Below are 12,832 nucleotides of genomic sequence, written 5' to 3'. Positions count from 1 at the left end.
AGGAGTTGCTATGGGCATTGAAGTAGGTGGATTATTAGGACTAATTTGGCTCATTATTGTGATTTGGGCCATTGTTAAAGTGGCCAAAAGCGGGGCAGGCGGTCTTGCTAAGCTGGTATGGATACTCGTGCTGCTGTTTTTCCCGTTAGTTGGTTTAATTGCATGGTTTCTGTTTGGGCCCAAAGGGTAGCCGCTGAAAAGCACGCTTCTTGCAATTGCGCAAAACGTGTAGTGTAAGAAAAGTAGGTGCAAAAAGTAGCGGAAAAAAAAAGGCAGGCCACTGATGGTCTGCCTTTTTAATATGCTTTAGCAATAGATATACTTATCAAACATTACTCAATGGTGTCGTTTCCTTCCCCGGGCGGCGCCTTATAATGCCCTGGGATTTTTAACTTCTCCCCATTGGGCAGGTCGCGCACTTGGGCTGGAACGTAAACACGTTTTATAACACTTTTCGTTTTGCTACTTCCCATGGCAGGCTCCCCCTGTCAAATTGTCGACAGTTAGCGTTTACACATTAGTCCTCGCTTGAGGAAGAATCAAGTGTCTGGCTACACCCACTCATCAATACGCGCCATTGTAGCGACAGAAGCGGGTGTTTTGGTGGATTTGAGTTATCCTGAGTGCCAATCATGGGGCGCCTGCGTTGGTATTGGATGAGCGGGTGAGAAAATAAACAGCCTAAGCGGAGTGCATAAAGAGGATGGTAGATCATTTGGAACAGCAATTTCAGGCGCTTGAGTCGCGAGAGTCTGTAACGCCTGACTATCCCGATCAAGATCATGTTTTGATCATTGAGGATGACCAGCGTCTGGCCGAGCTTACCCGTGATTACCTGGAAGCTAACGGTTTCCAAGTAACGCTGGAAGCAGACGGCGCTAAAGGGGTCGACCGCATTTTAACCCTGCAGCCCGATCTGGTGATTTTAGACTTAATGCTGCCTGGGGAGGACGGTCTAGCGATTTGCCGCCGCGTTAGACCTAATTTTGCCGGCCCGATTATGATGCTGACCGCGCGCACTGACGACCTTGATCAGGTCTTGGGGCTGGAAATGGGTGCCGACGACTATGTGCCGAAGCCAGTTCAGCCGCGGGTGCTGCTGGCGCGCATGCGCGCGCTGCTGCGCCGCGCCGATGGGCCTGCTCCAGACGGCGAAATGCGGCTGCGTTTTGAAAATCTGGAGATCGATAACGCGACTCGCGAAGCCTGGCTCTCGGGTGAGCGTATCGACTTAACCAGTGCCGAATTCGACCTGCTTTGGCTATTGGGTCGTAACGCAGGCCGTGTGCTCACCCGTGAAGAGATATTCAGCGACCTACGGGGCATTAAGTACGACGGCCAAGACCGCTCTATTGATGTCCGCGTATCGCGCATTCGACCCAAAATTGGTGATGATCCTAACCAGCCTCACCGGATCAAGACCGTGCGCAGTAAAGGTTATCTCTTCGTTAAAGACAGTTGATCATTCAGAGGGACAGCATCATGCGGCGGGTGCTTAGTCACGGCTCGTTTTTACGCTTCTATTTGTTGCTGGGCATCGCGCTACTGGTGGTGTTTGTGATCGCCTTGGTGGGGCGCTCCTTTATCGAACAGGTGCGCCGCGAAGACTATCGTGAGCAACTCGCCGCGCTCCCCATGTCACTGATGACGCATCGGCTAGCCGATGCGTCGGTAGAGCAGCGAAATGCTTTGCTTGAACACTTTTCAGAACAGCTTGATTTGCAATTGACTCTGCAGCCCATCAGCGAGGCGGATTTGGGCTATTTTGAGCGCTCACGGTTGGAGCAAGGCAGAATTCTGGTCGTCGAAAAACCCTGGCTGTTGCAGCAGCGTTTGCCTGGAGATACCTGGCTGCTGCAAGCACGCCTTAATGACTGGAGCGAGCATCAGTGGCATGGCAGCATGGAGCTGCTTGGCGAGTGGCTCGCGGCAGTGCCAGCGGAAGAGCGTGATGACCGCATTGCCCAGTTGCGTTCAGGGAGTTGGCCGTTGCAGCGGTTGTCTTCGTTGCCTGCAGGGCTAACGGAGGCGCAACAGGCTCAGCTGGCCAGCGGCAACGTTATCACTCAACTCGTTTCCGATAAGCTGTCAATTACGCTGCTCTATCAACTGCCCGGCGAGTCAGAATGGCTGAAAGCAGGGCCTATTTCCCGCGGCGACACCCTTCCTCTAAATTTACATCTACCTCTCCTGGTGGGGTTGATGATTGTTCTCAGCCTGATCATCTATTTGATTATGCGTAGCATTGAAGCCCGCATGGCACGGCTGGAACTGGCCGCCACAAGGATCGCCAGCGGGCGCCTGGAAACCCGGGTAAAGGTAGAGAGCGGCGACTTTTTAGGTCGTTTGGGCATGGCGTTTAACGGCATGGCCAATCAGGTGCAGAGCCTGCTGCGTGGCCAGCAAGAGATGATTCGGGCGGTTTCCCACGAGTTGCGCACGCCAGTTGCGCGCATTCGTTTTGCCGTGCAGATGGTCGAGGATATGACCGACCAGCCCGCCATCCGCCGCCAGCTTCAGGGTATCGATGCGGATATTGCCGAGCTCGATGAACTGGTCGATGAAATCCTCACCTATGCGCGCCTGGGCGGGGAAACAGTGAACGGCGCCGAGCTTGAAACGGCGCTGGTAGAGTGCCGGGCTATGGCAGAAAGGGTGATTGATACGCTGTCACCGTTGCATAAAGGCCTGGCGCTGGCGCTTGCCCCAGGGCCTGAAATCGAACTGCTGGCGGAGCCGCGCTATCTTCAGCGCGCGGTGCAGAATTTAGTCGGTAATGCCTGCCGTCACGCCAAGTCCCAGGTGGTGATTCAACTCTGGGATGAGCCCAATCTGGTGCGTATCGATGTTGAAGACGACGGCCCCGGCATTCCCCCTGAGGCGCGGGCGGATATCTTCAAGCCTTTTGCCCGATTGGACGACAGCCGTGCCCGCAGCTCCGGCGGCTACGGGTTAGGGCTTTCGATTGTGCAGAAAATCATGGCCGGGCACGGCGGTAGCGTGACCATCGATACCAGCCCCACCTTGGGCGGCGCGCGCTTTACGCTGCTGGTTCCCCGTCGCGATCCGCCGGCTTAACCCCCGTTAGCACTGCAAAGGAGGTTTCCCGCGCAGTGCGTAAGAAATCCTGCATCCACGGCGCTTCATGGGTCTCTTCGCGAATCGCGGCATATAGCGTGCTCCATACCCCATGCTCACCTAGTTTTACCGCGCTCACGTAATCGCGCTCTAAATACTCGGTTAGCGCCCAGTTGGGCAGCGCGCAGACGCCGCGCCCGCTGGCCACCAGCTGCATCATCATTATGGTTAATTCGGCAGTGCGGATCTCCTTGGGGCGCACATTCGCTGGTTCCAAGAACTGGGTGAAAATATCCAGCCGCGACTGCTCGACGGGGTAGGTAATCAACGTCTCTTCGGCCAGCGCCTGGGGCTCAATGAAGCCCCGACCTGCAAAAGGGTGTTGTCGGGCCACGGCCAATAGCCCTTCATAGCGAAACAGCGGAGCGTAGTGAATACCTTCAAGGGGCTGGGGGTCGGCGGTAATCACCAGATCCAGCTGCTCCCGGGCAAGCGCTGGGAGCGGGTCGAAGTGATGGCCACTGGGAATGTCGATTTCCACCTCCGGCCAGTGATCACGAAAGTAATCCACTGTAGGCATCAACCACTGGAAGCAGCTGTGGCACTCAATGGCCATATGCAAACGCCCCTGCTCGGTGCCTGCCAGGCGCGCTAGATCACGCTCCGCCTTGCGCACTTCGGGCAGTACCTGGTCGGCCAGGGCGAGCAGGCGTAGCCCCGCGCGGGTGAACTCCACTGGGCGGGTTTTGCGCACAAACAGCGCGCTGTCCACGCGGCTCTCTAGATCTTTAAGCTGGTGCGATAGCGCCGATTGGGTTAAATGCACGCGATCGGCAGCATCGACCAGAGAGCCGGTTTCGCGCAGTGCCAGCAGGGTGCGTAGGTGTCGTAGCTCAATCATGTAATTGCTCAATCATCGTGAGTATTTTTCATTTTTACTATTAGAAACTTTAGTTTGATTCACTAAGGCGTGGTGCTCAGACTATGTGAAATCATTCACGTTGGTAGGCTTTATCATGACAGTTTCTCATATTCTCGGCTATCCCCGCATTGGCGCCCAGCGCGAGCTCAAAAAAGCCACGGAAGCGTACTGGAAAGGTGAGTGCACGCGTAACGAGCTTGAAAGCACCGGTCGCGAGCTGCGTTTGCGCCACTGGCAGGCGCAGCAAGACGCAGGTTTGGATTTCGTTAGCGTGGGTGATTTCGCCTTTTATGATCAGGTGCTTAACGTCTCAGTGGCACTGGGGGCGGTGCCAGGCCGCTTTAGCGCCACAGCTGAGGTGGCTGGCGGGGAGGTCGACCTTGATACCACCTTTCGCATGGCCCGCGGACGGGCGCCCAGCGGTGAGCCCGCCGCGGCCTGTGAAATGACCAAGTACTTCGATACCAATTACCACTACCTCGTGCCCGAACTGCACGCAGGGCAAACCTTTACCCTGGCTTCTAATCGTCTGTTTGATGAAGTGGATGAAGCGTTACGCGCGGGTTTTACCCCCAAGGTAACGTTGACGGGCCCGCTGACCTGGTTGTGGTTGGGCAAAACCAAGGGCAGTGATTTTGACCGCCTGACGCTACTCGATAGCGTACTTAATGTGTATGGCGAAATATTAGCGCGGCTCGCCACCCAAGGCATTGAGTGGGTTCAACTGGATGAACCTGCTTTGGTGCAGGATCTGCCGCTGGCGTGGCAGCAGGCCTATGAGCGTGCCTATCATCGCCTTCAGTCTGCGCCACTAAAGCTATTGCTAGCCACTTACTTCGGCGGCTTGGGCGATAATCTTTCCCTGGCTACCCGCCTACCCGTAGCGGGTTTGCACATTGATGCCGTACGGGCACCACAGCAAGTCGATAGTGTGATTGATCGTCTCGGCCCCCATCAGGTGCTATCGGTGGGTTATGTTGATGGCCGCAATATCTGGCGGGCCGATTTGGCTGCCTTGCGCGAACGCCTGCTGCCGTTAAAAGTACGTTTGGGAAAGCGGCTTTGGCTGGCGCCGAGCTGCTCGCTACTCCACGTACCGGTGGATTTGGCGCAGGAAAGCGAGCTTGATGACGAGCTCATCAGTTGGCTGGCCTTTGCGCGGCAGAAGCTAGACGAGGTGGTGACCCTGGCCCGCTTGATCGATAACCGCGTTACCCCTGCCGATGAGGAGCGCCTGGATCAGGCCACTCGGGCGCTGGATGCCCGGCGCGAGTCAACTCGCATTCACCAGGCTGTGGTTAGCCAGCGTTTGGCAGCGATTAACCCCGCCGATAGTCAGCGCCAGGCGCCCTACACCGTGCGTGCCGAGGCACAGCGCCGTGCGCTCAAGCTGCCGCTATTTCCCACCACGACGATAGGCTCTTTCCCACAAACCGACGACATTCGTGCCGCCCGACGCGCCTTTAAGGCCGGTGAGCTGTCGCTAGCCGACTACGAGGCTCGTATGCAGGCCGAAATTGCCTACGCCGTCGCGCGCCAGCAAGCCTTGGCTATCGATGTGCCGGTACACGGCGAAGCCGAGCGCAACGATATGGTGGAGTACTTTGGCGAGCAGCTAGACGGGTTTGCCTTTACCCGTTTTGGCTGGGTGCAGAGCTACGGTTCACGCTGCGTTAAGCCGCCGGTGATTTTTGGTGATGTCTCCCGGCCTAGGCCGATGACGGTACGCTGGAGCGAGTACGCCCAGAGCCTGACCGACAAACCCATGAAGGGCATGCTGACCGGGCCGGTGACGATTCTGCAGTGGTCGTTTGTACGCGATGACCAGCCACGGGAAACCACCTGCCGCCAGATTGCCTTGGCGCTGCGCGATGAGGTGCTGGATCTGGAAAAAGCGGGGATCAAGATTATTCAAATTGACGAACCGGCGCTGCGTGAAGGGCTGCCGCTTCGCCAGCATGAGTGGCAGGGGTACCTTGATTGGGCGGTGGAGAGCTTCCAGCTAAGCGCCGCGGGCGTGGCCAATGCCACCCAGATTCATACCCATATGTGTTACTCGGAGTTCAACGACATCATTGGGGCGATTGCAGCCCTTGATGCCGATGTGATCACCATCGAAACGTCGCGCTCCGATATGCACCTGTTGGATGCCTTTCAGGATTTCGCCTATCCCAACGAAATCGGCCCTGGGGTTTACGATATCCACACCCCCAATATTCCCGAGGTGAGCTGGATGGTCGATTTGATGGAGAAAGCCCTGGAGAAGATCCCCGCCGAACGGCTGTGGATCAACCCGGACTGCGGTCTAAAAACCCGCAACTGGGCGGAAGTAGAGCCAGCGCTGGCCAATATGGTGGAAGCGGCCAAGTTACTTCGCCAACGTTATGCATAATGGTTAGAGGTCAAAATCAACCCCGCTAAGCAGCGGGGTTTCTGGTGTTTAGATACCTAGCTTTTCGATGCATAAGCGTAGAGCAGGGTTTCCTGGGCGCTGATCGCGTCGGCATCACCGGGGTCTTGTAGCTGATAACTGCCGTCGGTCTGCAGCAGCCAGCTCTGGCAGTTATCCACCAGGTAGGTTTCGAGATCCTTGCGTACCCGGGTGGCGAGCTTCTTATCCAATAGCGGAAAGCAGGTCTCTACGCGGTGAAACATATTGCGTGCCATAAAATCAGCGCTTGAGCACCAGGTTTCCGGCTTGCCGTCATTGTGGAAATGGAATACCCGGGTGTGCTCCAGCAAACGGCCAATAATCGAGCGTACGCGAATGTTGTCGGAAACCCCTGGCACTCCTGGCTTCAAACAGCACATGCCGCGGATAATCAAATCGCACTCAACCCCCGCCTGGGAGGCCCGGTAGAGCGCCTTGATAAGCTTTGGTTCAGTTAACGAGTTGCACTTAATGATGATATGCCCGCGCTTACCCTTGCGTGCTATCTGCGCTTCTCGATCAATCATCTCTATCAACCGCTCATGCAGCGTGAAAGGCGCGTGCAGCAGCGTGTCGATTTTGCGTGCGCGGCCCATCCCCGACAGCTGCTGAAATACTTTATGCACATCGGCACACAATGCTTTGTTGGCGGTCAGCAGGCTGTAGTCGGTATATAGTTTGGCGGTTTTGGAGTGATAATTACCGGTGCCCAGGTGGGCGTAGTAGCACAGTTCACCCTTTTCGCGGCGCACAATGTGGAGCATTTTGGCGTGGGTTTTGTACGCCATAATGCCGTAGACAACGATTGCGCCCGCCTCCTGAAGGCGTGAAGCCAGCTGCAGGTTATCGGCTTCATCAAAGCGCGCGCGCAGCTCAATGACCACGGTGACTTCTTTCCCCTGGCTGGCCGCTTCCACCAGGGCGTTAACAATGGCCGAATCTGCTCCTGTGCGGTAAAGGGTCTGCTTTATCGCTAGTACATGGGGGTCACGAGCGGCTTCGCGCAGCAGGTCTTCAATCGGCGTAAACGACTGGAAGGGGTGATGGAGCAGTATGTCGTTCTTGGCAATAGCATCAAACAGACTCCCCGCTTTGAGCGCTTTGGGAATGCTGGGGGTGAACGGCCGATAGAGCAGTTCGGGGCGATCCACATCACCCAGTACCGACATCATACGGGTTAAATTGACAGGCCCTTTTACACGGTATAAGTCGCCGCTCTCGAGTTCAAATTGACGCAGCAAAAAGTTGTTCAAGTCATCGGGGCAGCTGTCGGCGACTTCCAGGCGTACGCCGCTGCCGTAGCGGCGTGCCAGCAGTTCACCGCGCAGCGCCGAGGCGAGATCCGAGACCTCCTCAGGATCAACGCTCATATCCGCGTTGCGGGTCAGCCGGAACTGGTAGCAGCCGCGTACGCTCATACCGGGAAACAGCTCTTCGGCGTGGGCATGGATCATCGACGAGAGGAAAACATACTCGGAAAACCCCTCTTCGCAGAGTTCTTTAGGTAGTGCCATCAGGCGTGGCAGCGAGCGCGGCGCAGGAAGAATCGCCATACCCCCGGCGCGGCCAAAGGCATCTTTGCCCTCCAGCTCAACGATAAAGTTGAGGCTTTTATTCACTAGACGCGGGAAGGGGTGCGAGGGGTCGAGCCCAATCGGGCTGATGACCGGCATAATTTCGTTATCGAAAAACGCCTTCACCCAGGCTTTCTGCTTGGAAGTCCACTGATCTCGGCGCCGAAAACGTAGCCCATGGCTTTCAAGCGCGGGCAATAAGTTGTCGTTGAGTATCTGATACTGGCGGTCAATTTGGGCGTGAGCAAGCTGCGAGATCTCCGCCAACACTGCTTTAGGCAGCCGACCATCGGCGGCGGTGGTGTCGTCGCCCAGGGCAATTTGATGCTTTAAGCCCGCCACGCGAATCTCGAAGAACTCATCCATATTTGACGAGAAAATCAGCAGGAACATTAACCGGTTGAGCAGCGGGTGGACGTCGTCTAACGCCTGTTCCAACACGCGGATATTGAACTGGAGGTGTGACAGCTCGCGATTAAAGTAGAGCTGGGTATCATCAAGATCAGTTTCAGGCAGCACTTCGCGTGCCTGAACCCCAGTCGGGGTGCGATTGATCCGTAGTGGCATATCGCCGTCGCTGCTGGTGTGATCAGTAGACGATAGTGGTAAGGATTCTGAAGCTTGCTCGTCCATGGTGGATCTCCCCGCGTTGATAGCTCGAAGGTATCATAGCCTGATACTGGTATATCAGTGCAGTATGCGGGGAGAAGATGACAAATAAGTGTCACCTGGTTGTCATCTTAGCGTTACTGGTTAGCGTTGCTGGAGTAACCGCGCGGCGTCGAGGGCAAAGTAGGTCAGGATGCCATCCGCGCCTGCCCGTTTGAAACACATCAACGACTCAAGTATCACCGGCTCCGCTGCCAACCAGCCGTTGTCGAAGGCGGCGCGGTGCATGGCGTACTCGCCGCTGACCTGGTAAGCGAAGGTGGGTACCTGCAGTTCGCTCTTAACCCGACGGACGATATCCAAGTAGGGCATGCCGGGTTTGACCATCACCATATCGGCGCCCTCGGCGATATCCATGGCCACTTCGTGCAGCGCTTCATCGCTGTTAGCGGGATCCATTTGATAGGTACGCTTGTCCGCTTTGCCCAAGTTGGCAGCCGAGCCGACCGCATCCCGGAAAGGGCCGTAGTAGTGCGACGCGTACTTGGCGCTGTAGGCCATAATACGTACGTTGTGCAGGTGTTCTTGCTCTAATACTTGGCGAATCGCGCCAATCCGGCCATCCATCATATCGGAAGGGGCGACCACGTCGGCACCGGCTTCGGCATGGGAAAGCGCTTGTTTAAGCAACGTGTCCACCGTGCGGTCATTCTGCACGTAGCCGTGCTCATCAAGGATACCGTCCTGGCCGTGGCTGGTATAAGGGTCAAGGGCCACATCCGTGATAATACCTAACTCGGGCAGGGCTTCTTTAAGGGCGCGCACGCTGCGTTGAACTAAGCCGCTGGCGCTATAGGCCTCTTCGGCAAGCTCACTCTTGTGCTCAGGCCCGACCACAGGAAACAGTGCCAGCGCCGGGATGCCCAGTGCATACGCCTCGCGGGCTTGCTCGATCAACAGGTCGATCGAGAGCCGCTCAACGCCGGGCATGGAGGCGATGGCTTCGCGCTGATTTTCTCCCTCTAACACAAACACCGGCAGAATCAGGTCGGATGGGGTTAGGCTGTTCTCCTGCATCAACCGGCGTGAAAAATCATCGCGGCGCATGCGGCGCATGCGCGTGGCGGGAAAATGACGGGCAGTGGGTGTACTCAAGGAGGCTCTCCATTAGACGTCGTAAAAATCAGGTAACGTGAACATTAAGGATCGTAAATAAACATGCCCGAAGGCTTGGAGGGAGTATATCAGCCATGCCTTGCGGCGAAAGCCGCCTTGTGACAATACGACAGACTGACTAAAGTGAGCGATTGCTTTGCTGTATTGCGTTCGGCAGACCCTGGGATAAGGAGATAGGCATGACCAAACAGGTGGCAGTGATTTTAGCCGGCTGCGGCGTTTACGATGGTTCGGAAATATATGAAACCACGCTAACGCTGCTGCGCTTGGATCAGTTGGGTATCGGTTACCGCTGTTTTGCCCCAGATATAGAGCAGCACCATGTAGTTAACCACCTCACTCAAGAGGTGGTAGAGGGCGAGCAGCGCAATGTGCTGCTGGAATCTGCCCGCCTGGCGCGGGGCGAGATCAGCCCGCTGGAGGAGTTAGATGCTGACAAGTTTGACGCTGTGATCGTGCCGGGCGGTTTTGGCGTCGCCAAGAACCTGTCGGACTTCGCCAGCGCCGGTGACAGTATGCAGGTGCTAGATGCATTAAAAGTGGCTTTGGTGGGGTTTCGCGAGGAGGCCAAGCCGATTGGTTTGATGTGTATCTCCCCCGTCCTCGTGCCCCGCCTATTGGATGAAGGCATTGCGGTGACAGTGGGTAACGACCCGGCGGCTTCCGGTGCCATTAGCGCCATGGGCGGCCTGCACCGCAGCTGCGGCGTAGAAGATATTGTGGTTGACCTTGAGCACCGTGTGGTCACTACGCCTGCCTATATGCTGGCAACGCGTATCAGTGAAGCCGCGACCGGTATCTTTAAGCTGGTAGACCGCATCAATGAAATGATGGATTTAACCACGGCTTAAATAACTGTGAGCCATTTAAAAGCCGCCGCCATCATTGATGGCGGCGGCTTTTTTAATTACTTATGCGGTCAATTGCCAGCGCTATACGTCGGCTTCTTGATCTTCAGCCGCCTCTTGCTCCCGTTTGCGTTTGCGCACCAGGCGGCCGAACAGCAGCCCGACTTCGTAAAGCAGGTACATCGGAATTGCCAGCAGGCTCTGAGAAATCACATCTGGAGGCGTTAGCAGCATACCGAACACGAAACAGCCTAAGATAATATAGGGGCGCTTTTTAGACAGGCTCTCTACGGTGGTAGCGCCAGAGAGGATAAGCAAGAAGGTCGCAATGGGAATTTCAAACGCTACGCCAAAGGCAAAAAACAGCTTAAGAACGAAGTTCAGATACTGGTTAATGTCGGTCATTACGGCGACGTTTTCCGGCCCGGTTTGGGTGAAAAACTCAAAGAGCAGTGGAAAAACCACGTAGTAGGCAAACGCCGCGCCGCCATAGAAAAGCGCAACGCTCGAGACCAGAATGGGAATCGCCAGCGCTTTCTCATTATCGTAAAGCCCCGGGGCAATAAACGCCCAGGCCTGATGCAGTACGAAGGGAATAGCGATAAACACCGCGACCACCAGGGTAAGCTTGAACGGCGCCAAGAATGGCGAAGCGACTTCCGTGGCGATCATTTGCGAGCCTTCAGGCAGCAGCGCCATCAACGGCTCGGCAACAAAGGTATAGATATCATTGGCAAAGGAGTAGAGGCCCAAAAAGACCACCAAAATCACTATCACGGCGCGCATTAGCCGTGAGCGTAACTCTATCAGGTGCTCAATCAGGGGGGCTTGGCTCTGTTCTTCCTGCGGCTCCTTTGAATCGCCAGACATACTCATTGGTGATTACGATCCTTTTCAGATTCAGCCTTATTAGGTGCCGCCGATTCAGGTTTAGCCGTGTCCGGTTCGGCCTGGCGGGGGGGCGCTGCTGAGGCGTCAGGCGCGGAAGATGACGGAGGCGTTTCTTCACGCACCGTTTGCAGGGCGTCATCCAATCGAGCGCTGGCCTTGGCAACGCGCTGCTCCGTGTCGCTCTGCGCCGCCTGGGTGGACGGTGTTTTTGGCGGCACAGCATCAGAGCTGGCAGGGGAGTCGGCAATACTCTCTACGTCCAGTTTTGCTTTCTTCAAACTGTCATCGAGCTTCTTCTGCTGTTCGTTGAGCTTTTGACGCAGCTCCTCTGCTTCCAGCTGGGCGCTGATTTCACGCTGCATACCGGATACCGTGCGCTTAATTTTGCCAATCCACATGCCCGTCGTACGGGCAGCGCGGGGCAGCCGCTCCGGGCCAAGCACCAGCAGCCCGACGATGCCAATCAGCATCAGTTCAAGAAAGCCGATATCCAGCATGGTTTATTTGCGCTCTTCGTTGCGGTCGCTTGCGGCCTGTTTCTCTTCGGCTTGAACGTCATAAGTGTTGCCGGGCTCTTCATGGCTCACTTTGGCATGGGGTTGGTCAGCGTCTTCTTTATCTGCCTCTTTGTTTTTCTCCTCGTCGTGCATGGCTTTCTTGAAGCCCTTGACCGCCCCGCCCAGGTCGGTGCCCACGTTGCGCAGTTTTTTGGTGCCGAAAATCAGGATAATAATGCCCAGCACAATCAGCAACTGCCAAATACTAATACCACCTAACATATGCGTTTCCTCACGGATGGTTAACTGTCTCTTTTATACTAGCGCTTTTACCGCTCTCGCTTTTAGCACTGTCCTTTTTACCACTATCTTTTTTACCACGGTCTCTTTTACCACCATTACTATTACAACGATGCAAGAGCTATGGCTGGCGGGAGGCTTTTTCCGCGTGCCCGGAAATGCCAAAGCGCCGGGCCAGTTCGTCTAAAACAGCTTGATGATCCATTCCCAGGTGCGACAACATCACCAAGCTATGAAACCATAGGTCGGCGGTTTCAGAAATTAACGCTTGGCGTTCAGCCTCGCCACCGTGCTCGGCATCTTTTGCTGCTAGCACCGTTTCGGTTGCTTCTTCACCGACTTTTTCGAGTATCTTGTTCAAGCCCTTATGATGCAAGGAGGCAACATAAGAATCTTCCGCCGCTGCATGGCGCCGCTGTTTTAATACCTCATTGAGCGTATCCAGCACATCGGTACGGCTAGTCGAATTGTCAGGCGATAATGCGTTGCTGTCCATGGGAATCCTT

Annotated in this window: 12 protein-coding genes; 5 read left to right on the top strand and 7 right to left on the bottom strand. The window is 55.8% G+C overall.

Annotated elements, in window-relative coordinates:
• Positions 1–10 precede the first annotated feature (10 nt).
• The 3 genes from QT231_RS12380 (at position 11) to QT231_RS12370 (ending at position 3,078) form a co-directional block, all read left to right on the top strand.
• Positions 11–190: a PLDc N-terminal domain-containing protein gene (locus tag QT231_RS12380; protein WP_308337162.1), complete on the top strand. Its 180-nt coding sequence runs from the start codon at positions 11–13 to the stop codon at positions 188–190.
• 513 nt (positions 191–703) lie between these two features.
• Entirely contained in the window at positions 704–1,462 is a 759-nt protein-coding gene (locus tag QT231_RS12375; RefSeq protein ID WP_308337161.1) for a response regulator, read from the top strand.
• Between the two features lie 20 nt (positions 1,463–1,482).
• Positions 1,483–3,078 (top strand): ATP-binding protein, encoded by a 1,596-nt coding sequence (locus tag QT231_RS12370; protein WP_308337160.1) that lies wholly within the window; start codon positions 1,483–1,485, stop codon positions 3,076–3,078.
• On the opposite strand, the gene QT231_RS12365 is transcribed toward QT231_RS12370, so the two are convergent.
• The gene (locus QT231_RS12365) at positions 3,041–3,979 is read right to left on the bottom strand and encodes a LysR family transcriptional regulator (RefSeq protein WP_308337159.1); all 939 of its coding nucleotides are present in this window, start codon (positions 3,977–3,979) and stop codon (positions 3,041–3,043) included. The two genes, QT231_RS12370 and QT231_RS12365, sit on opposite strands and share 38 nt — an antisense overlap.
• A gap of 115 nt (positions 3,980–4,094) precedes the next feature.
• On the opposite strand from QT231_RS12365, the gene metE reads away from it, so the two are divergent.
• Complete coding sequence (gene metE / locus QT231_RS12360) at positions 4,095–6,392, top strand: 5-methyltetrahydropteroyltriglutamate--homocysteine S-methyltransferase (RefSeq protein WP_308337158.1); 2,298 nt, start codon at positions 4,095–4,097, stop codon at positions 6,390–6,392.
• Positions 6,393–6,448: 56 nt separating this feature from the next.
• On the opposite strand, the gene ppk1 is transcribed toward metE, so the two are convergent.
• Complete coding sequence (ppk1, locus tag QT231_RS12355; protein WP_308337157.1) at positions 6,449–8,638, bottom strand: polyphosphate kinase 1; 2,190 nt, start codon at positions 8,636–8,638, stop codon at positions 6,449–6,451.
• A gap of 120 nt (positions 8,639–8,758) precedes the next feature.
• The gene (gene hemB, locus QT231_RS12350) at positions 8,759–9,769 is read right to left on the bottom strand and encodes a porphobilinogen synthase (RefSeq protein WP_308337156.1); all 1,011 of its coding nucleotides are present in this window, start codon (positions 9,767–9,769) and stop codon (positions 8,759–8,761) included.
• A 200-nt stretch (positions 9,770–9,969) separates the two neighbouring features.
• Here hemB and elbB point away from each other — a divergent pair, with 200 nt between their 5' ends.
• A complete protein-coding gene (elbB, locus tag QT231_RS12345; protein ID WP_308337155.1) occupies positions 9,970–10,641 on the top strand; it encodes an isoprenoid biosynthesis glyoxalase ElbB in 672 nt (223 codons plus the stop codon).
• A gap of 81 nt (positions 10,642–10,722) precedes the next feature.
• On the opposite strand, the gene tatC is transcribed toward elbB, so the two are convergent.
• The 4 genes from tatC to QT231_RS12325 all read right to left on the bottom strand — a co-directional run bounded on the left by tatC (position 10,723) and on the right by QT231_RS12325 (position 12,822).
• On the bottom strand, positions 10,723–11,514 hold the full coding sequence (gene tatC / locus QT231_RS12340; RefSeq protein WP_308337153.1) for a twin-arginine translocase subunit TatC: 792 nt from the start codon (positions 11,512–11,514) through the stop codon (positions 10,723–10,725).
• Positions 11,511–12,026 carry a Sec-independent protein translocase protein TatB gene (tatB, locus tag QT231_RS12335; RefSeq protein WP_308337152.1) on the bottom strand — a complete coding sequence of 172 codons (516 nt, stop codon included), beginning with the start codon at positions 12,024–12,026 and terminating at the stop codon, positions 11,511–11,513. The genes tatC and tatB overlap by 4 nt, the downstream gene beginning before the upstream one ends.
• 3 nt (positions 12,027–12,029) lie before the next feature.
• Positions 12,030–12,308, bottom strand: coding sequence for a Sec-independent protein translocase subunit TatA (tatA, locus tag QT231_RS12330; RefSeq protein ID WP_308337151.1), 279 nt, complete (start codon positions 12,306–12,308; stop codon positions 12,030–12,032).
• A gap of 139 nt (positions 12,309–12,447) precedes the next feature.
• Positions 12,448–12,822, bottom strand: a complete 375-nt coding sequence (locus QT231_RS12325; protein WP_308337150.1) for a phosphoribosyl-ATP diphosphatase — start codon at positions 12,820–12,822, stop codon at positions 12,448–12,450.
• Between the last annotated feature and the right edge of the window lie 10 nt (positions 12,823–12,832).

It is taken from the genome of Halomonas sp. SpR1, from assembly GCF_031010175.1.
Lineage (GTDB): Bacteria > Pseudomonadota > Gammaproteobacteria > Pseudomonadales > Halomonadaceae > Vreelandella.
The sequence above is the reverse complement of the archived record's forward strand: the minus strand, read 5'-3'. Positions and strand labels throughout refer to the sequence as shown.

Bases quoted from the DNA above. Each gene is read 5' to 3' on its own strand.
- elbB (WP_308337155.1), top strand. From the start codon at position 9,970: ATGACCAAACAGGTGGCAGTGATTTTAGCCGGCTGCGGCGTTTACGAT.
- QT231_RS12380 (WP_308337162.1), top strand. From the start codon at position 11: ATGGGCATTGAAGTAGGTGGATTATTAGGACTAATTTGGCTCATTATT.
- tatC (WP_308337153.1), bottom strand. From the start codon at position 11,514: ATGAGTATGTCTGGCGATTCAAAGGAGCCGCAGGAAGAACAGAGCCAA.
- tatB (WP_308337152.1), bottom strand. From the start codon at position 12,026: ATGCTGGATATCGGCTTTCTTGAACTGATGCTGATTGGCATCGTCGGG.
- metE (WP_308337158.1), top strand. From the start codon at position 4,095: ATGACAGTTTCTCATATTCTCGGCTATCCCCGCATTGGCGCCCAGCGC.
- ppk1 (WP_308337157.1), bottom strand. From the start codon at position 8,638: ATGGACGAGCAAGCTTCAGAATCCTTACCACTATCGTCTACTGATCAC.
- QT231_RS12370 (WP_308337160.1), top strand. From the start codon at position 1,483: ATGCGGCGGGTGCTTAGTCACGGCTCGTTTTTACGCTTCTATTTGTTG.
- QT231_RS12365 (WP_308337159.1), bottom strand. From the start codon at position 3,979: ATGATTGAGCTACGACACCTACGCACCCTGCTGGCACTGCGCGAAACC.
- QT231_RS12325 (WP_308337150.1), bottom strand. From the start codon at position 12,822: ATGGACAGCAACGCATTATCGCCTGACAATTCGACTAGCCGTACCGAT.
- QT231_RS12375 (WP_308337161.1), top strand. From the start codon at position 704: ATGGTAGATCATTTGGAACAGCAATTTCAGGCGCTTGAGTCGCGAGAG.
- tatA (WP_308337151.1), bottom strand. From the start codon at position 12,308: ATGTTAGGTGGTATTAGTATTTGGCAGTTGCTGATTGTGCTGGGCATT.